The 22,327-nt window shown below is 64.4% G+C and carries 20 protein-coding genes, 1 tRNA gene and 1 pseudogene; 8 read left to right on the top strand and 14 right to left on the bottom strand.

The window, feature by feature from the left end:
* Positions 1 to 29 precede the first annotated feature (29 nt).
* The 5 genes from AWB70_RS02265 (at position 30) to rodA (ending at position 6,453) form a co-directional block, all read left to right on the top strand.
* Positions 30 to 1,073 (top strand): rod shape-determining protein, encoded by a 1,044-nt coding sequence (locus AWB70_RS02265; RefSeq protein WP_004189550.1) that lies wholly within the window; start codon positions 30 to 32, stop codon positions 1,071 to 1,073.
* A 195-nt stretch (positions 1,074 to 1,268) separates the two neighbouring features.
* Positions 1,269 to 2,408: a rod shape-determining protein MreC gene (gene mreC, locus AWB70_RS02270; RefSeq protein ID WP_053567280.1), complete on the top strand. Its 1,140-nt coding sequence runs from the start codon at positions 1,269 to 1,271 to the stop codon at positions 2,406 to 2,408.
* The gene (mreD, locus tag AWB70_RS02275; protein WP_014190116.1) at positions 2,405 to 2,917 is read left to right on the top strand and encodes a rod shape-determining protein MreD; all 513 of its coding nucleotides are present in this window, start codon (positions 2,405 to 2,407) and stop codon (positions 2,915 to 2,917) included. The genes mreC and mreD overlap by 4 nt, the downstream gene beginning before the upstream one ends.
* A gap of 90 nt (positions 2,918 to 3,007) precedes the next feature.
* Entirely contained in the window at positions 3,008 to 5,281 is a 2,274-nt protein-coding gene (gene mrdA / locus AWB70_RS02280) for a penicillin-binding protein 2 (protein ID WP_053567279.1), read from the top strand.
* Positions 5,282 to 5,304: 23 nt separating this feature from the next.
* Complete coding sequence (rodA, locus tag AWB70_RS02285) at positions 5,305 to 6,453, top strand: rod shape-determining protein RodA (protein ID WP_045451760.1); 1,149 nt, start codon at positions 5,305 to 5,307, stop codon at positions 6,451 to 6,453.
* A 15-nt stretch (positions 6,454 to 6,468) separates the two neighbouring features.
* On the opposite strand, the gene AWB70_RS02290 is transcribed toward rodA, so the two are convergent.
* The 5 genes from AWB70_RS02290 to queC all read right to left on the bottom strand — a co-directional run bounded on the left by AWB70_RS02290 (position 6,469) and on the right by queC (position 9,961).
* Entirely contained in the window at positions 6,469 to 7,149 is a 681-nt protein-coding gene (locus AWB70_RS02290; RefSeq protein ID WP_045450166.1) for a tetratricopeptide repeat protein, read from the bottom strand.
* On the bottom strand, positions 7,146 to 7,928 hold the full coding sequence (locus tag AWB70_RS02295) for an HpcH/HpaI aldolase family protein (protein ID WP_045450165.1): 783 nt from the start codon (positions 7,926 to 7,928) through the stop codon (positions 7,146 to 7,148). Before AWB70_RS02295 ends, AWB70_RS02290 begins: the two co-directional genes overlap by 4 nt.
* Positions 7,929 to 8,112: 184 nt before the next feature.
* A complete protein-coding gene (gene queD / locus AWB70_RS02300) occupies positions 8,113 to 8,559 on the bottom strand; it encodes a 6-carboxytetrahydropterin synthase QueD (RefSeq protein ID WP_014190111.1) in 447 nt (148 codons plus the stop codon).
* Positions 8,560 to 8,565: 6 nt separating this feature from the next.
* Positions 8,566 to 9,198, bottom strand: coding sequence for a 7-carboxy-7-deazaguanine synthase (queE, locus tag AWB70_RS02305; RefSeq protein ID WP_053567278.1), 633 nt, complete (start codon positions 9,196 to 9,198; stop codon positions 8,566 to 8,568).
* 28 nt (positions 9,199 to 9,226) lie between these two features.
* Complete coding sequence (queC, locus tag AWB70_RS02310) at positions 9,227 to 9,961, bottom strand: 7-cyano-7-deazaguanine synthase QueC (protein ID WP_053567277.1); 735 nt, start codon at positions 9,959 to 9,961, stop codon at positions 9,227 to 9,229.
* 523 nt (positions 9,962 to 10,484) lie between these two features.
* Between queC and AWB70_RS02315 the strand changes: the two genes are divergently transcribed.
* Positions 10,485 to 11,672 (top strand): glycosyl hydrolase, encoded by a 1,188-nt coding sequence (locus tag AWB70_RS02315; protein WP_053567276.1) that lies wholly within the window; start codon positions 10,485 to 10,487, stop codon positions 11,670 to 11,672.
* A gap of 62 nt (positions 11,673 to 11,734) precedes the next feature.
* Here the strand turns inward: AWB70_RS02315 and AWB70_RS02320 are convergent.
* The 9 genes from AWB70_RS02320 to def all read right to left on the bottom strand — a co-directional run bounded on the left by AWB70_RS02320 (position 11,735) and on the right by def (position 20,409).
* Positions 11,735 to 11,810, bottom strand: a tRNA-Phe gene (locus AWB70_RS02320).
* A gap of 84 nt (positions 11,811 to 11,894) precedes the next feature.
* Entirely contained in the window at positions 11,895 to 12,608 is a 714-nt protein-coding gene (gene esaR / locus AWB70_RS02325; RefSeq protein WP_041730041.1) for a response regulator transcription factor EsaR, read from the bottom strand.
* On the bottom strand, positions 12,609 to 15,038 hold the full coding sequence (locus tag AWB70_RS02330) for a sensor histidine kinase (RefSeq protein WP_053567275.1): 2,430 nt from the start codon (positions 15,036 to 15,038) through the stop codon (positions 12,609 to 12,611).
* A gap of 22 nt (positions 15,039 to 15,060) precedes the next feature.
* Positions 15,061 to 15,657 carry a DUF4390 domain-containing protein gene (locus AWB70_RS02335; protein ID WP_014190105.1) on the bottom strand — a complete coding sequence of 199 codons (597 nt, stop codon included), beginning with the start codon at positions 15,655 to 15,657 and terminating at the stop codon, positions 15,061 to 15,063.
* Positions 15,654 to 17,072 carry a 16S rRNA (cytosine(967)-C(5))-methyltransferase RsmB gene (rsmB, locus tag AWB70_RS02340; protein WP_053567274.1) on the bottom strand — a complete coding sequence of 473 codons (1,419 nt, stop codon included), beginning with the start codon at positions 17,070 to 17,072 and terminating at the stop codon, positions 15,654 to 15,656. Before rsmB ends, AWB70_RS02335 begins: the two co-directional genes overlap by 4 nt.
* Before the next feature lie 152 nt (positions 17,073 to 17,224).
* Entirely contained in the window at positions 17,225 to 18,079 is an 855-nt protein-coding gene (gene htpX, locus AWB70_RS02345; RefSeq protein WP_041730039.1) for a zinc metalloprotease HtpX, read from the bottom strand.
* Positions 18,080 to 18,221: 142 nt separating this feature from the next.
* Positions 18,222 to 18,866 (bottom strand): LysE family translocator, encoded by a 645-nt coding sequence (locus AWB70_RS02350; RefSeq protein WP_053567273.1) that lies wholly within the window; start codon positions 18,864 to 18,866, stop codon positions 18,222 to 18,224.
* A gap of 34 nt (positions 18,867 to 18,900) precedes the next feature.
* Entirely contained in the window at positions 18,901 to 19,902 is a 1,002-nt protein-coding gene (gene fmt, locus AWB70_RS02355) for a methionyl-tRNA formyltransferase (protein WP_053567272.1), read from the bottom strand.
* 3 nt (positions 19,903 to 19,905) lie between these two features.
* Entirely contained in the window at positions 19,906 to 20,409 is a 504-nt protein-coding gene (gene def / locus AWB70_RS02360) for a peptide deformylase (RefSeq protein ID WP_014190100.1), read from the bottom strand.
* A gap of 202 nt (positions 20,410 to 20,611) precedes the next feature.
* Between def and dprA the strand changes: the two are divergent.
* Together dprA and AWB70_RS02370 are read left to right on the top strand one after the other, a co-directional pair.
* A pseudogene (gene dprA / locus AWB70_RS02365) lies at positions 20,612 to 21,808 on the top strand (DNA-processing protein DprA).
* Between the two features lie 75 nt (positions 21,809 to 21,883).
* Positions 21,884 to 22,261: a thioredoxin family protein gene (locus tag AWB70_RS02370; protein WP_014190098.1), complete on the top strand. Its 378-nt coding sequence runs from the start codon at positions 21,884 to 21,886 to the stop codon at positions 22,259 to 22,261.
* Positions 22,262 to 22,327 lie beyond the last annotated feature (66 nt).

Consider the following 22,327-nt stretch of genomic DNA (forward strand, 5'->3'; position numbering starts at 1 on the left):
ACGGCCACCCAGCGAGACAGGATTTTTGAATGTTCGGTTTTTTGCGCAGCTATTTCTCCAACGACCTGGCGATTGACCTCGGCACCGCCAACACGCTGATCTACATGCGCGGCAAGGGCATCGTTCTGGATGAACCCTCGGTCGTTTCGATTCGCCAGGAAGGCGGCCCCAACGGCAAGAAGACCATTCAGGCGGTCGGCAAGGAAGCCAAGCAAATGCTCGGCAAGGTGCCGGGCAACATCGAGGCCATCCGCCCGATGAAGGACGGCGTGATCGCCGACTTCACCGTCACCGAGCAGATGATCAAGCAGTTCATCAAGACCGCTCACGAATCCCGCATGTTCTCGCCGTCGCCGCGCATCATCATCTGCGTGCCGTGCGGGTCCACGCAGGTCGAGCGCCGCGCGATCAAGGAAGCGGCGCACGGTGCGGGCGCATCGCAGGTCTATCTGATCGAAGAGCCGATGGCTGCCGCGATCGGCGCGGGCCTGCCGGTGTCGGAAGCAACCGGCTCGATGGTCGTCGACATCGGCGGCGGCACCACGGAAGTCGGCGTCATCTCGCTCGGCGGCATCGTGTACAAGGGTTCCGTGCGCGTCGGCGGCGACAAGTTCGACGAGGCCATCGTCAACTACATCCGCCGCAACTACGGCATGCTGATCGGCGAGCAGACCGCCGAAGCCATCAAGAAGGAAATCGGTTCCGCGTTCCCTGGCTCGGAAGTCAAGGAAATGGAAGTCAAGGGCCGTAACCTGTCCGAAGGCATTCCGCGCAGCTTCACCATTTCGAGCAACGAAATCCTCGAAGCGCTGACGGATCCGCTGAACCAGATCGTGTCGTCGGTGAAGATCGCGCTGGAACAGACGCCGCCGGAACTCGGCGCGGACATCGCCGAGCGCGGCATGATGCTGACGGGCGGCGGCGCGCTTCTGCGCGACCTCGACCGCCTGCTCGCGGAAGAAACCGGTCTGCCGGTGCTCGTCGCCGAAGATCCGCTGACCTGCGTGGTGCGTGGCTCGGGCATGGCGCTCGAACGCATGGACAAGCTCGGCAGCATCTTCTCGTACGAGTGATCCTCCGGTTGAAGACTTTCGCTCCTTCATCGGGCGCAATGTGCTTCGACGCGACCCGCACGAGCATCCGCGTAACGCGACGCGCGCACGACCCGGCATGTGTCCGGGTCGTTGTCGGAACAGCGTAGGGCAGGTTTCGCCGCCGGCGAAATAACCTGCAGCATTGTCCATCCGTTCACGCCCTCGGCGCCGACCATGGAATACAGTCCGCCGCCACTTTTCAAGCAAGGCCCCTCCGCGCTCGCGCGCCTGATTTTCTTCGTGGTGCTCGCCATCGCGCTGCTCATCTCGGATGCCCGCTTCAGCACGCTCGAAATCGTTCGCGGCATGCTCGGCGCGGGACTTTATCCGCTGCAGCGCGCGGCGCTCGTGCCGCGGGACATCTTCATGGGCGCGGCGGACCTCGCCGTGACGAGCGCAACCTTGCGCAGCGAAAACGCGAAGCTCGCCGACAAGAACCTCCAACTCTCCGTGAAGGCCGGCGATGCGGCGCAACTCGCCATCGAGAACGCGCACCTGCGCGCGCTCCTGAACCTGCAATCGCGCGCGACCACCGACGAGACACCCGCCGAAATCCAGTACGACACGCGCGATCCGTTCACGCAGAAGGTCGTCATCGGCAAGGGTTCGCAGCAGAACATCCAGGATGGCGCGCCGGTCGTCACCGAAGACGGCGTCATCGGCCAGGTCACGCGCGTGTTTCCGTTGCAATCGGAAGTCACGCTGCTCACCGACAAGGATCAGGCCGTGCCCGTGCAGATCGCGCGCACCGGCTTGCGCAGCGTGATCTACGGCACGCCGAAGGGCGACACGCTCGATTTGCGCTTCGTGCCGATCAGCGCCGACGTGCAAGCCGGCGACGAACTCGTGACGAGCGGCCTCGACGGGATCTATCCGCCGGGCCTGCCGGTCGCGAAGGTGCTGCGCGTCGACAAGCAGGCGGACACGGCGTTCGCGCGCGTCGTCTGCGTGCCGATCGCCGCCGTGCGCGGCACGCGTCAGTTGCTCGTGCTGCATTACAACCTGAACGTCCCGCCGAATCCGATCGAAGTCGAAGCGGCCGCGGCCGCCAAGGAAGCGAAGGAAAACAAGGGCAAGAAGAAGGCCGCGCCGAAGGCGGCGGCCGCGGCGGGTGCGAGCGGCGCATCCGCGGTGGCGGGAGCCTCGGCTCCGGCGGCCGGGTCCGCGCCCGCAGCGGCGGCGGCGCCTGCCGCGAAACCCGCGCCGGCATCCGCGCCCAAGGCGGCCGCGGCCAAAGCGGCATCGAACGCGGCGGCGAAACCGTCGAAGAAGGCGCAAGCGCCGAAACCCGCATCCTCGGGAGCCGCGCGATGAATCGTCCGCAATACATTCTTCAGCCGGTCAATCCGTACTTCATCACGTTCAGTCTCGCGGCCGCGTTCCTGCTGAATCTGATGCCCTGGGGACGGCTCATCGGCGTGCCGGATTTCGTCGCGCTCGTGCTGCTGTTCTGGAACGTGCACCAGCCGCGCAAGGTCGGCATGGGCATCGCGTTCATGCTCGGCATCCTGATGGACGTGCATAACGCGAATCTGCTCGGCGAGCATGCGCTGGCTTACACGCTTCTTTCGTACGGCGCGATCACGATCCACCGCCGCGTGCTGTGGATTTCGTTGCCCGTGCAGATGTTTGTCGTCGCGCCGCTGCTCGTGGGCGCGCATCTCGTGCCGTTCATCATTCGCCTGATGACGGGCGCCGCATTCCCTGGCTGGAGCTATCTGATCAACGGATTCGTGGAAGCGCTGCTCTGGCCGATCGCGAGCTTCCTCTTGCTCATGCCGCAGCGGCGCGCCGCCGACCCGGACGACACGCGCCCGATCTGAGCATGACAGGGCGCGATCCATCGCCGGATAAACGCACGCGCGCGAACTACACTTGAATCGCGATACATCGCGAAAAACCGCGAAAGCTGCATGACCGAAATCAAGAACACCGAGCAACAGTTGTCGAAGTTCCGCCTGCGCGTCGCGGCGGCGGGACTGTTCGTGTTCGTCTGCTTCGGGCTGATCGGGCTGCGGTTCCTCTATCTGCAGGTCTGGCATTTCAGCAAATACTCGTTGCAGGCGAACGAGAACCGCATTTCCGTTGCGCCGATCGTGCCGAACCGAGGCATCATCACCGACCGCAACGGCGTCGTGCTGGCAAAGAATTACTCGGCGTACACGCTCGAAATCACGCGCTCCAAGATCAACGGCACGCTGGACGAAACCATCGACGAGCTTTCGCAAGTCATTCCGGTCGATGCGCGCGACCGCCGCCGTTTCAAGAAGCTGCTCGAAGACTCCAAGAATTTCGAAAGCCTGCCGATCCGCACGCGCCTCACCGACGAGGAAGTCGCGAAATTCACCGCGCAGCGCTACCGCTTTCCCGGCGTCGAAGTGCGCGCGCGCCTGTTCCGGCAGTATCCGCTCGGCACGACCGCCGCGCACGTGATCGGCTACATCGGGCGCATTTCGCAGCGCGATCAGGAACGCATCGACGATGCGAGCGACGCCAACGACGAAAGCTCCGATCACTACGATCCGCGTCTGGACGCCAACAACTACAAGGGCACGGATTACGTCGGCAAGATCGGCGTCGAGCAGAGCTATGAAACGGAACTGCACGGGCTGACCGGTTTCGAGGAAGTGGAAGTGACGGCGGGCGGGCGGCCGGTGCGCACGATGTCGCGCACGCAGGCGACGCCCGGCAACAATCTCGTGCTGTCGCTCGATATCGGCTTGCAGCAGGTCGCGGAGCAGGCGTTCGCGGGCAAACGCGGGGCGCTCGTCGCGATCGAGCCTTCCACCGGCGACGTGCTCGCGTTCGTGTCGGCGCCGAGCTTCGATCCGAATTCCTTCGTCGACGGCATCGATCAGCCGACCTGGGACGCGCTCAACAACTCGCCGGATCACCCGCTTCTGAACCGGCCGCTGCACGGCACGTATCCGCCCGGCTCCACGTACAAGCCGTTCATGGCGCTCGCCGCGCTGGCGCTGCACAAGCGCACGCCGGGCTGGGGCTTTCAGGATCCGGGTTTCTTCACGTTCGGCGGTCACACGTTCCGCAATGACGTGCGCTCGGGTCAGGGCTGGGTCGATATGAACCGCGCGATCGTGGTGTCGAACGACACCTACTTCTATATGCTCGCGCGCGATCTCGGCGTGAACGCGATGGCCGGTTTCATGAAGCCGTGGGGTTTCGGCCAGATCACGGGCATCGATATCGCGGGCGAGGCGCGCGGCATTCTTCCGTCGACGGAATGGAAGAAGAAGGCGTACCGAAAGCCCGAGCAGCAGCGCTGGTACGAAGGCGAGACGATCAGCCTTGGCATCGGCCAGGGCTACAACTCGTTCACGATCCTGCAGCTCGCGCACGCCACCGCGACGCTCGCGAACAACGGCGTCGTGATGAAGCCGCACCTCGTGCGCGACATCGAGAATCCGATCACGAAAGATATCCGCGTGACCGTGCGCGATCCGAGCAACAAGATCCCGGTGGCGCAGAAGGACATCGACTTCATCAAGCGCGCGATGGAAGGCGTCGTGACGAACGGCACGGCGGCCAAGGTTTTTGCGGGCGCGCCGTATGCCGCGGCGGGCAAGACGGGCACGGCGCAGGTCTATTCGCTGCAGGGCTCGAACTATCGCGGCCACGGCGGCACGGCTGAGCATCTGCGCGACCACGCGCTCTTCATCGCGTTCGCGCCGGCCGAGCAGCCGAAGATCGCGATCGCGCTGATCGTCGAAAACGGCGGCTGGGGCGCGGAATCCGCAGGTCCGGTCGCGCGCAAAGTGCTGGACTACTATCTGATCGATCGCCTGAAACCGGGCGCGCAGGCTGCGGCGGTGGCCGCGGCTGCGTCGGCGACGGAGGATTCCGGCCTGCCGATGATCGGCGGCGCGCAACCGCCCGCAGCGGTCGCGCTGCCCGCGTCGGTCGCGAATTCATCGCCGGCATTTTCGCCTCAGGCCGCGTCTAACCCGGCGGTCGCGAAAGCGGCGTCGGCGCCGACGCTGCCCGCGTCCGCATCGAAGGCTGCGAAGCCTCGCGCCGCGTCGACGCCATCGGCGGCGCTGCCCGCCTCCACGCCCGGCCGCGCGCCCGCGCCGAAAAAGCGCCCGGCCGAGCCGACGCCCACGATGGTCCGCGGCAACGAAAGCGACGGCGTGCGCGTTCTCGCGCCGTCCGGCGGCATCGACGAGTAAAGGAAACCGCCATGCAATTGCACATGCAACTCGACAAGCGCGAGCTCATCGACCGCGCCAAGCGCATGTTCGCGGGCTTCGACAAACCGCTTGCGCTCATCGTCTTTCTGCTGCTCGGCGTCGGCATCGTGACGCTGTACAGCGCGAGTCTCGACATGCCGGGGCGCGTCGAAGATCAACTGCGCAACATCATGCTGACCTTCGGGCTGATGTGGGTGCTCGCCAATATTCCGCCGCAAATGCTGATGCGCTTCGCGGTGCCGCTCTATACGGTCGGCGTGGCGCTGCTGATCGCGGTCGCCGCGTTCGGGCTGACGCGCAAGGGCGCGAAACGCTGGCTCAACGTCGGCGTGGTGATTCAGCCGTCCGAGCTGATGAAGATCGCGATGCCGCTGATGCTCGCGTGGTACTACCAGAAGCGCGAAAGCAACATTCGCTGGTGGGATTACGTTGTCGGCTTCCTGATTCTGATGCTGCCCGTCGGCCTGATCGCGAAACAACCGGATCTGGGCACCGCAGTGCTGGTGTTCGCCGCGGGCATGTTCGTCATCTACTTCGCGGGACTCAGTTTCAAGCTGATTCTGCCGGTGCTCATGGTCGCGGTCGTCGCGGTGGCCGGTATCGCGATCTTCCAGGACAAGATCTGCCAGCCGGATGTCGTCTGGCCGATGATGCATGACTATCAGAAGCATCGCATCTGCACGCTGCTCGATCCGACTTCCGACCCGCTCGGCAAGGGCTTCCACACGATTCAGGCGGTGATCGCGATCGGCTCCGGCGGCACGTTCGGCAAAGGCTGGCTGCAAGGCACGCAGGCGCACCTCGAATTCATCCCCGAGAAGCACACGGACTTTATCTTCGCCGTCTTTTCCGAGGAGTTCGGGCTGACGGGCGGACTCGTGCTGCTGTTCCTCTATATGGCCCTGATTGCGCGCGGACTTTATATCGCGGCAAACGGCGCGAGCCTCTTCGGGCGATTACTGGCCGGATCGCTCACGCTCGCGTTCTTCACTTACGCGTTCGTGAACATCGGCATGGTGAGCGGGATTCTGCCCGTGGTCGGCGTGCCGCTGCCGTTCATGAGCTACGGCGGCACGGCGTTGACGACGCTCGGCATCGCGGTCGGGCTCATCATGAGCGTGGCGCGTCAGAAACGGCTTATGCAGAGTTAGCGCGTCTTCGCACCGTTACTGCGGCTTCTTGTTTTCCAGTTCCGCGCTCAGTTGCAGGTATTTGAGCTTCGCTGCCGGATCGCCCTGCGCGGCCGCCGCGGCGTAATACGCGCGCGCAACATTCAAATTACGCTCGACGCCGTCGCCGCCGCGCTCGTAGAACGAACCGGCGACGTATTGCGCCGTCATGTCGCCGCCTTCCGCCGCCTTCTTGTACCAGGCGAACGCCTGCGTGTTGTCGCGCGCCGTGCCGCGTCCGTCGAGAAACTGATTCGCGAGCGCGAGTTCGGCCTGCACGTGTCCCTGATTCGCCGCACGCAGGAACCAGCGATGCGCCTCCGCCGGGTCTTTCTCGACGAACTGGCCGTCGTCGTACATCTTGCCGTACACGTATTGCGCGTGCGTCATGTTGGCGTCGGCGGCGCGGCGCAGCCACTTCTTGCCTTCGTCGATATCCGTGGGGCCGCCTTCGCCGTTCAGGAGCATCATCGCGTAATTGAATTCCGCGAGCCGGCTGCCCCGTTGCGCCGCGCGGCGAAACTCCGAGCGCGCCGCGACGAGATTGCCCGCGTTGTAGTCGGCGACGGCGTTCTGCGTTGCAATGTCCGTCGGCTTCGGCGCGTTGTCGGCGTGAGCCGCGCCGATCGATATCGACAGGCTCGCCGCCGCGATCGCCGACGCAATGGCGGTTTTCATGATCTCGCCTCCTGCAACGCCTGACGCGTCGCCTTTAAAAGCCACATCACATCCGCAGCGATCGCGACGAGCTTGATGCCCGCCTGCGCATATTGCTTCGCGCTCGCCGCATCGAGCGCGAAAATGCCGCTCGCGATGCCCGCGCGATTCGCCGCATCGACGATCTTGTCGATCGCCGCCTGCACGTCCGGATGCTTCGCGTCGCCGAGATGGCCGAGGCTCGCCGCGAGATCCGCCGGCCCGATGAACAGGCAATCGACGCCCGGCGTCGCGGCGATTTCATCGACGGCTTCGAGCGCCGCCACCGACTCGATCTGCACGATGGTCGCGATTTGCGCGTTCGCGCTCGCCATGTAGTCGCGGCGCATTCCGTATGCCGCGGCGCGCACCGCGCCCGCGACGCCGCGCAAGCCATGCAGCGCAGCCTCGGTCGGATATTGCGTGAGCCGGACGATACGCGCCGCCTCTTGCGCCGACTGCACGTTGGGGAACATCAACGTGCGCGCGCCTGCGTCGAGCGCGCGCTTCACGAGCCAGCCTTCGTTGGCCGGCACGCGCACGATCGGCTCGCTCGGCAGATGCGCGGCGGCGATCGCGCGCAACTGCGCGACGACGTCGGCGCTATCGTTCGGCGAGTGCTCCATGTCGATGCACAGCCAGTCGAAGCCCGCATGCGCGAGCGCTTCGGCGGCGTCGGCGCTGCCGAGCGACAGCCACAGGCCGAATAGCGTGCCGGACTCGGAAAAACGCTGCTTGAGGGGATTGGTGAATGTGCTCATCGCGCGGCTCCTTCGGCGGGTTGAAGGATGACCGCGCGCAGCCGCGGCAAGGGGAACGACTGAAGAGATGACGGCATGCGCGCTCCGTGGCTCGTCGCCGCGAATGACGGGCGACTCATCGGACGATCATACCGTGACAAAAGCGCGCGCGCCGGACGTGACCGGGCCGCGCGCGTCGAAACAATCAGCCGCGCTCGACGTCGGCCCAGCAGTTCGGCGTCTCGTACAGACGCAGGCGCTTCAGCTTGAGATTGACGCCGTAGTGGGCGTCGTAGACGTCGGCCAGAATGTCGAACGCGACCGCAGCCAGATTCTCGACGGTCGGAATCCGGTCCAGCACGACGGTTTTGTGGTCCGAGAGCGTTTGGAGGAATTCGCGCACTTTGACATCGCCTTCATAGACGATGAACGCATGATCCCACTTGTTGACGAGATGCTCCATGGCGAGCGCTTTCACGTCGGCGAAGTCCATCACCATGCCGCGGTCGGGCGCGCCTTCCACATCGACGAGATCGCCTTGCAACGTGATCTCGAGCACGTAGCGATGCCCGTGCAGATTGCGGCACTGGCTGCGGTGATCGGGGATGCGGTGGCCCGCGTCGAATTCGAGTTTTCGGGTAATCGTCTGCACGGCTGTTCAGGGGATGTTCAGATATTTGTGCGTCTGCATCGACAGGCGCCACTTGGGATGCCGCTTGCACCAGTCGATCGCGAGCTTCGTGTTGATGTCGCGCGAGGGGCCGTCCATCGGCTGGACGAGGAAGTATTCGAAGTCGAGCTTTTCGTACTCCGCGAGGCGCTGGTTGTCTTGCGGCACCACGACCTTCAGTTCGTTGCCTTTCGTCACGACGAGCGGCGCGTCGGCCTTCGGGCTCACGCAAATCCAGTCGATGCTTTCGAGAACCGGCAGCGAGCCGTTCGTTTCGATCGCCATTTCGAAGCCGGCTTCGTGCAGCGCGTCGACGAAGGGTTGATCGATCTGCAGCATCGGCTCGCCGCCCGTACACACGACGAATTTGTGGGCCGCGCCTTCCGGCCACAACGACGCGATTTTCGCGACGAGCTCCGCCGGCGTCTTGTACTTGCCACCGTTCTCGCCATCGGTGCCGACGAAATCGGTATCGCAGAACTGGCAGACGGCGTCCGCGCGATCTTCCTCGCGCCCCGACCACAGATTGCAGCCCGCGAAACGGCAGAACACGGCCGGACGACCGGCATTGGCGCCTTCGCCCTGCAGCGTATAGAAGATTTCCTTTACCGCGTACGTCATGACTGCTCTGTGAACCTCGAATAAAAAATCAAACCGGCGCGACGTCGACCTGCTCGCCCGCGCGATACGCCTCGAAACCTCGCTTGCGCAGTTTGCATGCCGGGCACTGGCCGCAGCCGAAGCCCCAGTCATGCAACTCCGCGCGCTCGCCGACATAACACGTATGCGTTTCGACGCGGACCAACTCGACGAGCGCTTCGCCGCCGAGCGTTTCGGCAAGGCGCCACGTATCGGCCTTGTCGAGCCACATGAGCGGCGTTTCCAGCGCGTAGCGCGTTTCCATGCCGAGATTGAGCGCGACTTGCAGCGCTTTCATGGTGTCGTCGCGGCAATCGGGGTAGCCGGAAAAATCCGTCTCGCACATGCCACCGACCAGCACCTTCAAACCACGCCGATACGCCAATGCGGCGGCGATCGTCATGAACAGCAGGTTGCGGCCCGGCACGAAGGTGTTGGGCAGGCCGCTCGCCGTCGCCTGGATTTCGATCTCGCGTGTCATCGCGGTATCGCTGATCGCGCCGAGCACGGAGAGATCGATCATGTGATCTTCGCCCAGACGCTCGGCCCACCGCGGAAATTCGCGCGCGATCGCGGCACGAAAGCCGTCGCGGCATTCCAGTTCCACGCGATGCCGCTGTCCGTAATCGAAGCCGAGCGTCTCGACCGTCCTGTAGCGTTCTAGCGCCCAGGCGAGGCACGTGGCCGAGTCCTGGCCGCCGGAGAACAGCACGAGCGCGCTGTCTTTAGCGTCTATACGAGTCACCGTGAAAACTCCGTACTCCGTGAATGAGATGGCGTCGCGCGCCGCACAGGCAGTCGGAGCGACCGGACTTCGCAATGAGCGGCGACGCGGGCGGCAATGCCCGCGAGTCCAGTATAGGCCGGCGGCCTTCGCCCGGACGCGCACACCTCTTATGCCGCCGATAGCGGGACAGCGGCGCGTCGCGCACGCGTTTCGGAGCGTCGAAAAGAAAAGGACTTGCGGGTCCGAGGACGAGGCAAGTCCTTAATTCGGCGCGAATTTTATCACGGGGCACGGTTGTTCGCTGAGCGCTGCGCGACTGGCGGGAGTCGATCATTTCATCCGCGATGCCGGCGAATTTCACGAAGCAATTCCGGGTTTTCGTCGGAACGATAGTAGCCTATGCGCGTTGACGCCAATTTCAGAAAATATTGCTCGTTTTGGCGAAATAAATCGGTAATTTGTTTCGGCGGCATGCGCGCTCAGCGGCCCTGCCGTCGCGCTACGCCTCCTGCGGTCGGAAACATCATTCTTCGGCATCCGAATGAATTCAGCACCGAAAGTCGCGCTGATGGGCGGCGTGTTCGCTGCACTCATTTTTCTCGCCGCCTGCGGCGGCGGCAAGGATGCCCCGAACGCCACCACGAGCGTGGAAGCTAGCGCACCGGGCAACGCCGTCGCGGCCAGCGAGGCGACCGCCGCCAGCAGCACGAAAACGACCGAAACGCCCACGAACGACGCCACCGCCGCAAGCAGCCCCGTCGCGGCCAGCGGCGCCCCTGCTTCGAGTGACACGGCGTCGACGTCGCGTGGCATCTTCTACGGTGCGAACGGCCACAACAACGGCGGCGGCGCATACGACATCTCGAGCCCGGCGCTACAGCTTGCCCAATTGCAGAATCTGGGCGTGAAGCTCTATCGGAACGAGGTGTACAACCGGGCATCGGTGAACAAGCTCGCCGGCATCGCGAAGATGATGGCCGCGGGCGGCGTGACCGTCTTCCCTGTCCTGCTGGTCGGCACGGACTTCGACAGCGAGTCCGACGCTCATGACGCGGGCTACACGCTCGGCCGTCAAACGGCGCAGTCTTACCGCTATCCCTACTACGAGGTCGCGAACGAACTCGGCTCCAGCAACGGCGCGCTGCTCGGCAACGTGGACGGCGTCTATCCGGAACAGTACGACAACGCCATCTTTCAGAAGGCGCGCGGCGCGATCCGCGGGTTGATCGCGGGCATCAAGTCGGTGGACACGTCGGGCAAGATCATCCTGGGCGGCGAGACCTGGCTGCATTATGGCTTCGATCAGATGCTCGCGGCAGGCACGCAGCCCGACGGATCAGGCGGTCATCCGGTGGTGACGTGGGACATCACGGCATGGCACTGGTATTCGGAACAAGGCGACATCACCAACGCTTGTGGCGGCACCGGTTGCCACAACGTGCTTCGCGTCCTGCAGCGCTTCGGCAAGCCGATCTGGCTGACGGAGTTCGGCGTGCGTCCCTGGCACGGCAGCGATCAGCAGATCGCGTCGTACACGGTCGGCAACCGGATGATGGCGCAGTTCGTATCGTTGGCTTCGCAGTACGACGTGCAGGCCATTCAGGTGTATCAGCTTTACGATGATCCGTCGGACGGCGAAGGTAACTACGGCCTCGTGAAGAACGACGGCAAGACGGAAAAGGCTGCGTACACGGCGTTCAAGAACTTTGTCGCGGCGAATCCGAAGTGAGATTGGATCGTGGAAAAAGAAAAAGCCCGAGAGCGATAAACACTCTCGGGCTTCTTGCATTCTGGTGGCCTGGGGCGGAATCGAACCACCGACACGCGGATTTTCAATCCGCTGCTCTACCAACTGAGCTACCGGGCCAACGAAGAGGTGAAACTATAGCAGAGACTATCGTGCCCCTCAAGCCCCTCTGCGCATTTTTCTGCAGAATAGTCGAAGACGCCGTCAGACCTCGCTCTTGTTCTTGCCGAGATCGACGCCCAGTTGCTTGAGCTTGCGATACAAGTGCGTGCGCTCCAGTCCCGTCTTTTCCGCGACGCGCGTCATGCTGCCGTTCTCGCGCGCGAGGTGATACTCGAAGTACGCGCGCTCGAACGCGTCGCGCGCATCGCGCAACGGGATATCGAACGAGATGGACGCCGTCTGTCCCGCCTGATTCTGCGCCGCGCCGCTCGCAGCCGCATCGCCGGATGCGTTCAGCGACGACGCCATCGGCAATGCAGCCGCCACGGGCACGCCCGATGCGCTCGCGCTCGCCGGCGGCTTCGCGGCCGCGGCCACGGGCGCCGGCGCGGTGCCGTGCGCAAGCCCCTGCTCGACCGCCTTCAGCAGCTTTTGCAGCGCGATGGGCTTCTCGAGAAAGTTGAGCGCGCCGATCTTGGTCGCTTCGACCGCCGTGTCGATGGTCGCGTGGCCCGACATCATGATCACCGGCATCGTCAGCTTGCCCTGCGCGGCCCACTCTTTGAGCAGGGTCACGCCATCGGTGTCGGGCATCCAGATGTCGAGCAATACGAGATCGGGCGTCTGCTGCAGACGGTAGTCGCGCGCATGCTGCGCGTTCTCCGCCACTTCCACAACGTGACCTTCATCGCTCAGGATCTCGGAGAGCAGTTCCCGGATCCCCATTTCATCGTCTACCACCAGGATGGTTGCCATTTAAGCTGCCCTTGTCTGCACTGTTGCTTTTGTCGTTCCGTGATTCCCCGCGGCACCGGCCCCCGGCGGCGTCGCGCCGGGCGCTGCGGTATCGTCCGCGAGTTGTAGAAACAGAATCGATATCTGCGCCCCTTCGATCACATCCGCTGTCTTCGAGCGGTTGCGTATGTCGATGCGCGCGCCATGCTCGTCGACGATCTTCTTCACGGTTGCAAGTCCCAGACCCGTGCCCTTCGCTTTCGTCGTCACGTAAGGCTCGAAAGCCCGCGAAAGGATACGCGCCGGAAAGCCCGTGCCGTTGTCCGAGACCGTCAGGCGAACCGCGACGCGCGCATGACCCGAAGCATCGGGCTCGCCATATTCTACTGTCCTCGTTTCGAGGAGCACGCGCGGCTCCGCGACATCCGCCACCGCGTCCTGCGCGTTCTGAAGCAGGTTGTGGATGACCTGGCGAATCTGCGTCGCGTCGCCGCGAATCACCGGCAGCTTCGCGAGATCGACCTTGATCGGCGTCTTGCCGTCTTCGATGCCGTAAAGCGTCAGCACTTCGCCCACGAGCTCGTTCAGTTGCAGATTGCCGAGCACGGCGGGCGGCGTGCGCGCGTATTCGCGGAAATCGTCGACCATCTGCTTCATCGCCTGCACCTGATTGACGATGGTCGTCGACGCGCGCTTGAGCACCTCGGCGTCCGTCGGCGCGAGTTTGTCGGCGAGCTTCATTTGCAGGCGCTCCGCCGAAAGCTGAATGGGCGTGAGCGGATTCTTGATCTCGTGCGCGAGACGCCGCGCGACTTCGCCCCACGCGACCGAGCGCTGTGCGGAGATGACGTCGGAAATGTCATCGAACACGACGACGTAGCCGGTCGTCTCCGCATCTTCGGAGTCGCTCTCGGTCACGCTCAGCAATTGCGTGCCTCGCACGAGCAGCGTGAGCGGATCGTTCTCGCCCGGCACCGTCACCGCGACCTGCTGCTGCCAGTGACCGCGATCGCCGACCGGATGATCCGAGCCGCTCGATGCCGCATCGCGTTCGGCGAACGCCTTTTTCACCATCGCGCCGAATTCCGCGAGGACATCGATATGATCGAGCGGCTGATTGACCAGCGCGCCGAACGGCTGGCGGAAGATGCGCTCCGCCCCGCGATTCGCCGTGGCGAGGCGGAACTGCCGGTCGAACACGAACACGCCCGCGGTGAGGTTCGCGAGAATGCTTTCCAGATACGCCTTCGAATGCTCGAGCGCGATGCGATTGTTCTCGACCGCCGCGCGCGCCTCGGATAGCTGGCGCGTCATCGCGTTGAACGACTGCGTGAGAAAGCCGAGTTCGTCGCGCGAATTGATTTCCCGTTTGGGCGTGTAGTCGCCTTCGGCCACTTCCTTCGTGCCCTGCGCGAGCAGGAACAGCGGGCGCGCGAGCTGATTGCCAAGCGCGAGCGCAAGCATCATGGCGATGAAGGTCGCGAGAAAGAGCGCGAGCGTCAGCGTGCCGATATACATCTTGCGCAAGCCCGTGCGCCCGAGCCGCTTTTCCTGATACTCGCGATACGCGCGCTGCACGGCATCGGCGTTGCGCGCGAGCTCCTGGCTCACCGGCTGCTCGATCTGCAGGAAGCGGTCGACGTGCTGAAACTCGGTCGTTGTCGTCGGATCGGGAATCTTCGTGACCACGCGTAATCGCAGCGCGCCCTTCGGCCCGTTCGATTTCGGATCGCCGTCTATCTCGCCTTCGATCGCGCCATACGGATGATCCTGCGCCTCCTTGAGCATCGTGCTCGTCGGCTCGTTGGTCGGCAGGAGCGCGTAGTAATTGCCCGATGCCTGCGCCACCGTGCGCAAGCCCGTACCGCGCTGCAAGCCGTTGTTCGACGACAGATCCTCGCGGTTGTACTGATCGCGCGGACGCTCGAACACGACGGCATCCTGCACGCCGTACTGATCGCGCAAGCGCAACAGCGAAAGCGTGAGGCTCGACGGATCGGCGCTCGCGAGCTGATCGCTCATCTGCCGGCCGCGGTTCTTGAAGTCGGCGAGCGAGGTTTCGAGCATGCCGCGGCCGAGCGTGAGGCCTGACGTAAGCGCGGTTTCCACGTTCACGTCGAACCACGATTCGATGCTGCGCGACACGAACTGATACGAAACCACATAGATGATCGCGCCCGGCACCACGCCGACGAGCGCGAAGATGAGCGCGAGCTTCGCCAGCAATCGCGTGCCGAAGCGCCCTTGCCTCACCCGTGTCACGATGATCACGATTAGGCTGATGACGATGAGCATGAAGACGATCGCCACCGCCACGTTCGCCGCGTAGAGCCAGCCGTAATAGCGGTCGAAGAACTCGGTGTTCGCGCTCGCGAGCGCGAGCATCACGAGCAGCAGAACCGCCGTGAGCGCAACCGTGGAGACGAGCAGCCGGACGACGAAACTTTTCATGTCCGTGCGGCCGCGTCGAAATCTATTTCGCACGTTCCGCCGCCGTAAATGTAAAACGCTTCCAGTCCGAGGAAAGGTTCCAGTCGCGGTTATTCACCGCATCGATCTGGAACGGCTTGGGCATCAATGCGATGTCGAGCTGCATGCGCACCGATGCGGTATAGGTTTCTCCGCCATGTACCTGATTGCGGTCGATGACGTGCCACGAAGTCACGTGCCGGATGACCGCGAGCGCCTCGTTGAGCGAGGCGAAACGCAACTGAAGGCCGCCCGTGGACACGCGATATTCGTTCGTCAGCGGCTGATAGGAAAGCCGGATGCTCTGCGACACGTTGACCGGTTCTTCGTCGAACCAATACCAGCGCGGCCGCGACAGCGCAAAGTCGATGGTGAAATAGAGCGGCACGCTGCGGTTCACGGCTTCTTCGAGACTGCTGTTGAGATCGAAGTCGAAATGCGCGTCGAGACTCCAGCCCGCATTGTCGGCCTGCAAAGACGCGCGCTGCACGGCGATCGTCTCGGCAAACGCCGGTTCGGCTGTGGCGAAGGTCAGCCAGAGCGTCAGCGCAGTCCAGATGACGGCCGCGAGCCGAAGCGGAAAAAAGCGTTTGATCGTCACCGTTTCTGAAAGCGCGCGTAGAAGAATCCGTCGTGGTCCGCGATGATTTCCGCGTCCCGGTCCGGACTCGCGAGATTTGTACTGTCCGGTGAACCTTGCACCGCGTCCGCGCTCGCGCGCGCCGCTGTCGGCAACAATTGGCCCGGCGCGTCCAATCGTACCGCATCTTCATGCGCGGTTCCAAACCAGCGTGCCTGCTCTTCGCCCTCCTCGGGAAAGATCGAACATGTCACGTAAAGCAGCTCGCCGCCCTTCGCGACGAGCGGCCACAACGCGTTCAGAATGCGCCGCTGCTCGGCGACGAGCGCATCGATGTCCGACGCGCGCCGCAGCCAGCGAATGTCCGGATGACGCCGCACGATGCCCGACGCCGAGCACGGCACGTCCGCGAGAATGCGATCGAACGGCGTGCCGTCGAACCATTGCGCGGGATCGCCGGCGTCGCCGACTTCGATTCGCGCATCGAGCTTGAGGCGCGTCAGATTCTGTCCGATGCGGCCCGAGCGCTCGGCATCGCTTTCGAGCGCGATCAGATCGACATCCGCGAGTTCGAGAATATGGCCCGTCTTTCCGCCGGGCGCGGCGCACGCGTCGAGCACGCGCATGCCGTCCTTCGCGGCGAGCAGTTGCGCGGCGAGTTGCGCGCCCGCATCCTGCACCGACACGACGCCCTCGTCGAAGCCGGGAATGCGATCGACGGGCATCGGCGTTTTCAGGCGCACCGCGTGCAGACCCGCCGCGTCCGCTTCGATATGCGCCTCGCGCAGACGCGACAGATAGTCATCGACGCTGGCATGCCGCGCGTTCACGCGCAGCGTGAGCGGCCCTTGCGCATTGCCCGCTTCGAGGATGCGCTCCCAGGCGTTCGGCTGGCCGCGTCTGACTGCGTCGATCCACCATTGTGGATAGTTCCAGCGCGCGACTTCGTTCTTGCGCACTTCGTCGATCGAGCTATCGCGCTCGCGCAGGAAATTGCGCAGCACCGCGTTGACCAGCCCCTTCGCGAAGGCAAACTCGCGGCGCGCGGCAATCGCGGTCACAGCCTGATCGACGACGGTGAAGGGCGTGTAGGCCGCGCGCGCTTCGTCGTCGGCGAGCAGTGTGAACGCGCAGACGAGCACGTTGGCCACATGCGGCGGCGGTGCTTTCTTCACCAGCTTGTGGAGGAGCGCATCGGCGAGCGCGAGACGGCGCATCGTGCGATACGCGATGTCCTGAACCGCGCCGCGCGCCGCCGCGGATTTGCCGGTGCCGACGACCGTCTGCAACGCCGCCGGCAGCGCCGAGCCCGCACGCACCGCGCCCACGGCTTGCGCCGCGCTGTCGAGCGCGAACGCGAGCGAATCGGGCGCGAGATGCAGCGCGCTCAGGCGGGAATGCGCGGCGGCGGGCCGCCGGGAAGGCTTGTCGGTCATGGCGAAACGGAAACGGTCAACGGCTGTGCGCGGAGTCGCGCGAACGGGGAATTGTAACGTGCGGGGATTGCGCGCCCCGGCGGGCGGCGGCCGGACAAGAAAAAGGCCGTTCCGGCGCAACCGGAACGGCCTTCATGACAACGTTACGCGCTTTAGAAACGGCCCGTGCGCGCCATCTCCATCAGACGGGCGACGCGCTCTTCCGTCGCGGGGTGCGTCGAGAACAGATTCGCGATGCCGCCGCCCGACAGCGGATTCATGATCATCATCTGCGCGGTCGCCGGGTGCTGCTCGGCGGTCGGGAACGGCACCCCGCTCGCGTAAGCGTGAATCTTTTCCAGCGCGCTTGCGAGCGCCTGCGGATCGCCTGAAATCTCCGCGCCGCCGCGATCGGCTTCGAATTCGCGCGCGCGGGAAATCGCCATCTGGATCAGCGCGCCCGCGATCGGCGCGAGAATCGCCAGCAAAATGCCCGCGATCGGATTGACCGGACGGCCTTCGTCGTCGCGCCCGCCGAAGAACATCGCGAAGTTCGCGAGCGCGGAGATCGCGCCGGCCATCGTCGCCGAGACGGTCGAGATCAGGATGTCGCGGTGCTTCACGTGCGCCAGTTCGTGCGCCATCACGCCGCGCATTTCGCGCTCGGACAGCACGCGCAGAATGCCCGTGGTCGCCGCGACCGCCGCGTGCTCCGGATTGCGGCCCGTCGCGAACGCGTTCGGCGCGTCTTCGTTGATCAGATAGACGCGCGGCATCGGCAACTGAGCGCGCGTGGCGAGCTCGCGCACCATGCGATAAAACTGCGGCGCGGTGGTTTCGTCGACTTCCTGCGCGTTGTACATGCGCAGAACCATCTTGTCCGAGAACCAGTACGAAAAGAAATTCATGCCGAGCGCGATGATCAGCGCGAGCATCATGCCCTTCGATCCGCCGATCATGCCGCCGATCACGACAAAGAGGGCCGTGATCGCAGCCATCAGCATCGCGGTTTTGACCCAGTTGAACATGTCCGGAGCTCCTCTCCTCAAATGCAGTGCGCGAAGTGCGCGGTTGCCCCGGCCGACATGACCGGGACCACGATTGTAAGCAAAATGTTAGATAGGGGCGTCCGTCAATAATTCAATCCGCGCCGACGCAATTTGAAGCGATTTATCGATGCGTCGTCGCGAGCTTGATGCCGAGCCCGACGAACGCCGTGCCGACGCCGCGATCCAGCCACTTCTTGACGCCCGATTTGCCCGCGAAGCGCTCGGTGACGCTGCCCGCGATCCACGCGACGAAGCTGTTCCAGACCGTGCTCATGGCGATGAACACGACGCCGAGCGCGAGGAACGCGAGGGTTTTGTGCTCGCTGTCGGCGGCGACGAATTGAGGGAAAAACGACACGAAGAACAGCACGACCTTCGGGTTCAGCACGTTCGTGACGAAGCCTTGCGCGAAAAGCTGGCTAAGCGATTTGGGCGCGGCTTTTTCGCTTGCTTGCTCACGTGCGGCTCCGGTGTCGTCGTGTTTCGCGAAAATCAGCCGCACGCCGAGATAAATCAGATAGATCGCGCCCGCGATCTTGATGACCGTGAACGCCGTCGCCGATGCGGCGAGAATCGCCGTCAGCCCGAACGCGCACGCGAGCGTATGAACGATGCAGCCCGCCGAAATGCCGAGCGACGACACGATGCCCGCGCCGCGCCCCTGAGCGACGCTGCGCCCGACGATATACGCGGTGTCGGGGCCGGGCGTGACATTCAGCAGAAAAACGGCGATGAGAAAGAAGGTGAAACCGGTAATGCCGAGCATCGGAAACTCCAGGCGATCGCTATGTCGAGACGCCTCATTTTAGCGCCGCGTCCTCGTCGCGGACTGACTCGCCGAGCGCGAAACGCTGCCCTTTTTCAATCGCCGCGCCCGCGAGAAATTCGCGCGCGGGCAGGCGCTTGCCGCCGGGTTTCTGCAAATGCGTGAGTTTCAGCGCGCCCTCGCCGCACATCACGACGATGCCGTCCGGCGAAACCTCCGCGATCGTTCCGGGTGTGCCGGAACCGTCGACCGGCTGCGCGGACCAGATTTTGATCGCGGTGTTGTCGAGCGTGCCGAATGCGCCGGGAAACGGGTCGAATGCGCGAACCTGGCGCGCGAGTTCTTGCGCCGGGCGGCGCCAGTCGAGCGCGGCCTCGTGCTTCGCGATCTTTTCGGCGTAGGTCGTGCCTTCTTCGGGCTGCGGCGTGGACGGCAACGCGCCGTCGCGTTCGAGATCGCGCAGCGCCGCGACGATCAGTTCCGCGCCCATCTGCGCGAGCCGGTCGTGCAGCGTGGCTGTGGTGTCGCCGGCGAGGATCGGCGTGCGCGCCTCGCGGATCATCGCGCCGGTGTCGAGGCCGGCGTCCATCTGCATGAGCGTGATGCCGGTCTCGGCGTCGCCCGCTTCGATCGCACGATGAATCGGGGCCGCGCCGCGCCAGCGCGGCAACAGCGACGCGTGAATGTTGATCGCGCCGCGCGGCGGGATGTCGAGCACTTCCTGCGGCAGGATCAGCCCGTAAGCCGCGACCACCATGACGTCGTGCGGCGTGTCGCGCAATAAATCTATGGCCTCGGCCGCTTCCTGCGGATACTTGCCCGCGCGGCGCAGCGACGTGGGCTGCGCGACCTTCAGGCCGTGCTCCACGGCAAAACGCTTGACCGGGCTCGCGGTGAGTTTCATGCCGCGTCCGGCGGGGCGGTCCGGCTGCGTCAGGACGAGCGGCACGGAAAATCCCGCCGCGTGAATGGCCGCGAGCGCGGCGGCAGCGAATTCCGGCGTACCGGCGAAAACCACGCGCAGCGATTGAGTCATCGGTTACAGCGCCTTTTCCAGCTTCTTCATCTTGCCGCGAATGCGGGTTTGCTTGAGTTGCGACAGGTATTCGACGAACACATGTCCCGCCAGATGATCCATCTCGTGCTGGATGCAGACCGCGAGCAGGCCCTCGCAATCCAGCTCGAAGGTCTCACCCTTCTGGTTCAGCGCCTTCACGCGCACTTTGTCGGGCCGCTCGACGAAATCGTAAATGCCCGGCACCGACAGGCAGCCTTCTTCCCATTCCTTCTTCTGATCGCTCGACCAGACGATTTCCGGGTTGATGAAGACCATCAACTGATCGTGCGCGTCCGAGACGTCGATCACGATCACGCGCTCGTGCACGTCCACCTGCGTCGCTGCGAGGCCGACGCCGGGCGCGGCGTACATCGTCTCGGCCATGTCGGCGACGAGTTTGCGGATGCGGTCATCGACGACGGCGACGGGCTTCGCCACCTTGTTCAGCCGCTTGTCCGGGTAGTTCAGTATCTTGAGCAGAGCCATGATTCGGATTGTCTACGCGCGCCGCGACGCGTGTAAATCGGCCATTCGGCCAGGTTGCGGGTAATGGGGCGGCATGCCGAAGATATGCGGGTGAATCGCGTGGATTCAAACGCCGCCGGCAAGCGGCCAATCGGTGTCGCTTCGGGCTCTGGACCGGCCTGAGCGACCTTTCTTTATCTGTTTCCGGATCAAAAATCTTAACATGACGACCGCTGACATGCCGACCGGGAAAACCGCCTCGACACCCGATGCCCACGAACTGCGCGCCTGGCTGCGGCTCGCGCACACGAAGGGCCTGAAGCCGCTCGCGCTGCGCGCGCTGCTCGGCGCGTTCGGCGGGCCGCTCGAAGTGCTTTCGGAAAGCTTCGCATCGCTCACCGAAGCCGCCGATGCCCGCGCCGCCGAAGCCGTGCTCGCGCCGCCGTCCGGCATCGAAGGTGTCCCGTTCGACCACTATATTGAAGCGGTGCTGGCATGGGCGTCGGAGCCGGGCAACCACGTTCTGACGTTCGCCGATGCGGCTTATCCATAAGCGCTGCTCACCATGCCCGACCCGCCGCCGCTGCTCTACGCGAAAGGCCGGCTCGATCTGCTCCAGACGCGCGCGATCGCGATCGTCGGCAGCCGGCACGCCACGCCGCAAGGCCTGGAAGATGCGCGGCGCTTTGCCCGCGCGATGTCGGATGCGGGACTGGCGGTGACATCGGGGCTTGCGCTCGGCATCGATGCGTCCGCGCATCGTGGCGCGCTGGAAGGCGCCACCGGCACGGTCGCGGTGATCGGCACGGGCATCGATCTCGTGTACCCGGCGGCGCATCACACGCTCGCGCACGAAATCGCTCGCGATGGCGCGATGCTGTCGGAATGGCCGCTCGGCACGCCCGCCCGGTCGGCGAATTTTCCGCAGCGAAACCGGCTGATCGCGGGTCTGTCGAGCGGCGTGCTGATCGTGGAAGCGGCGATGCGCTCCGGATCGCTCATCACCGCGCGGCTTGCGAACGAAATGGGGCGTGATGTCTTCGCGCTTCCCGGATCGATCCACGCGCCGCTTTCGCAAGGTTGCCATCGGCTGATCAAGCAGGGCGCGAAGCTGGTCGAAACGCCGGAGGACGTGCTCGAAGAGTTCGGTTTGCCGTCTGTTCCTCCGGCGGCGGCACGGCCGAAGCCGCGACCGGTGAGCGCATCGTGGGCATCGGCGCGAATTGCGGATTGCTCCATGAGCGACGACGCCGCCCGCGTTCTCGACGCGCTTGGCCACGCGCCCGCGACGCTGGAAATTCTCGCCGCGCGCACCGGGCTCGACGGCGCCGCGCTTCAGGCCGCCTTGCTGCCGCTGGAACTGGCGGGCCAGATCGCGGCGCTCGCGGGCGGCCGCTACACGGCGGTGGAGCGCTCGTAAAGCCGCGTCGTGCTACATTCGCGGAAAAATGAGCCGTCCCCGCAGTCCACACGAATAAAGGATTTCGCACCCGCCATGTCCGCGCTGAATCTCGATACCGATGCCGATCTCATCGCGGAGCGCATCGCCGTGCCCGGCACGCTGTTCGTCGCCTGTCTGTGCGCCGAATGGTGCGGCACCTGCCGCGAATATCGCGAAGGATTCGACAGGCTGGCGGATGCGCATCCGGATATCTGCTTCGCGTGGATCGATATCGAGAATCACGCCGACCGCTTCGACGACCTCGACGTGGAAAATTTTCCGACAATTCTCATCGAAGATTCGGTCACTACGCGGTTTTTCGGCACGGTGCTCCCTCAGGCGTCCATCGTCGATCGTATGCTGACCGATCTGACCGCGCTGCCGGGCATGGTCGGTGCGCCGAAACTGCGTCCGGCGCTCGTTACGGCCTGATCGTTTTTGCGCGCGAAATGCGCTTCGCAAGCCACATATCGAAGCGTCCGAATACGCGCTTCGACT

Source organism: Caballeronia cordobensis (genome assembly GCF_001544575.2).
Lineage (GTDB): Bacteria > Pseudomonadota > Gammaproteobacteria > Burkholderiales > Burkholderiaceae > Caballeronia > Caballeronia cordobensis.

What these genes read in the sequence shown, in the direction of transcription:
- AWB70_RS02370 (WP_014190098.1), top strand. Translation starts at nt 21,884, where the DNA reads ATGTCCGCGCTGAATCTCGATACCGATGCCGATCTCATCGCGGAGCGC.
- mreC (WP_053567280.1), top strand. Translation starts at nt 1,269, where the DNA reads ATGGAATACAGTCCGCCGCCACTTTTCAAGCAAGGCCCCTCCGCGCTC.
- mrdA (WP_053567279.1), top strand. Translation starts at nt 3,008, where the DNA reads ATGACCGAAATCAAGAACACCGAGCAACAGTTGTCGAAGTTCCGCCTG.
- htpX (WP_041730039.1), bottom strand. Translation starts at nt 18,079, where the DNA reads ATGTTCAACTGGGTCAAAACCGCGATGCTGATGGCTGCGATCACGGCC.
- AWB70_RS02315 (WP_053567276.1), top strand. Translation starts at nt 10,485, where the DNA reads ATGAATTCAGCACCGAAAGTCGCGCTGATGGGCGGCGTGTTCGCTGCA.
- AWB70_RS02265 (WP_004189550.1), top strand. Translation starts at nt 30, where the DNA reads ATGTTCGGTTTTTTGCGCAGCTATTTCTCCAACGACCTGGCGATTGAC.
- AWB70_RS02350 (WP_053567273.1), bottom strand. Translation starts at nt 18,866, where the DNA reads ATGCTCGGCATTACCGGTTTCACCTTCTTTCTCATCGCCGTTTTTCTG.
- fmt (WP_053567272.1), bottom strand. Translation starts at nt 19,902, where the DNA reads ATGACTCAATCGCTGCGCGTGGTTTTCGCCGGTACGCCGGAATTCGCT.
- AWB70_RS02295 (WP_045450165.1), bottom strand. Translation starts at nt 7,928, where the DNA reads ATGAGCACATTCACCAATCCCCTCAAGCAGCGTTTTTCCGAGTCCGGC.
- def (WP_014190100.1), bottom strand. Translation starts at nt 20,409, where the DNA reads ATGGCTCTGCTCAAGATACTGAACTACCCGGACAAGCGGCTGAACAAG.
- AWB70_RS02330 (WP_053567275.1), bottom strand. Translation starts at nt 15,038, where the DNA reads ATGAAAAGTTTCGTCGTCCGGCTGCTCGTCTCCACGGTTGCGCTCACG.
- rodA (WP_045451760.1), top strand. Translation starts at nt 5,305, where the DNA reads ATGCAACTCGACAAGCGCGAGCTCATCGACCGCGCCAAGCGCATGTTC.
- AWB70_RS02290 (WP_045450166.1), bottom strand. Translation starts at nt 7,149, where the DNA reads ATGAAAACCGCCATTGCGTCGGCGATCGCGGCGGCGAGCCTGTCGATA.
- queE (WP_053567278.1), bottom strand. Translation starts at nt 9,198, where the DNA reads ATGACGTACGCGGTAAAGGAAATCTTCTATACGCTGCAGGGCGAAGGC.
- rsmB (WP_053567274.1), bottom strand. Translation starts at nt 17,072, where the DNA reads ATGACCGACAAGCCTTCCCGGCGGCCCGCCGCCGCGCATTCCCGCCTG.
- mreD (WP_014190116.1), top strand. Translation starts at nt 2,405, where the DNA reads ATGAATCGTCCGCAATACATTCTTCAGCCGGTCAATCCGTACTTCATC.
- esaR (WP_041730041.1), bottom strand. Translation starts at nt 12,608, where the DNA reads ATGGCAACCATCCTGGTGGTAGACGATGAAATGGGGATCCGGGAACTG.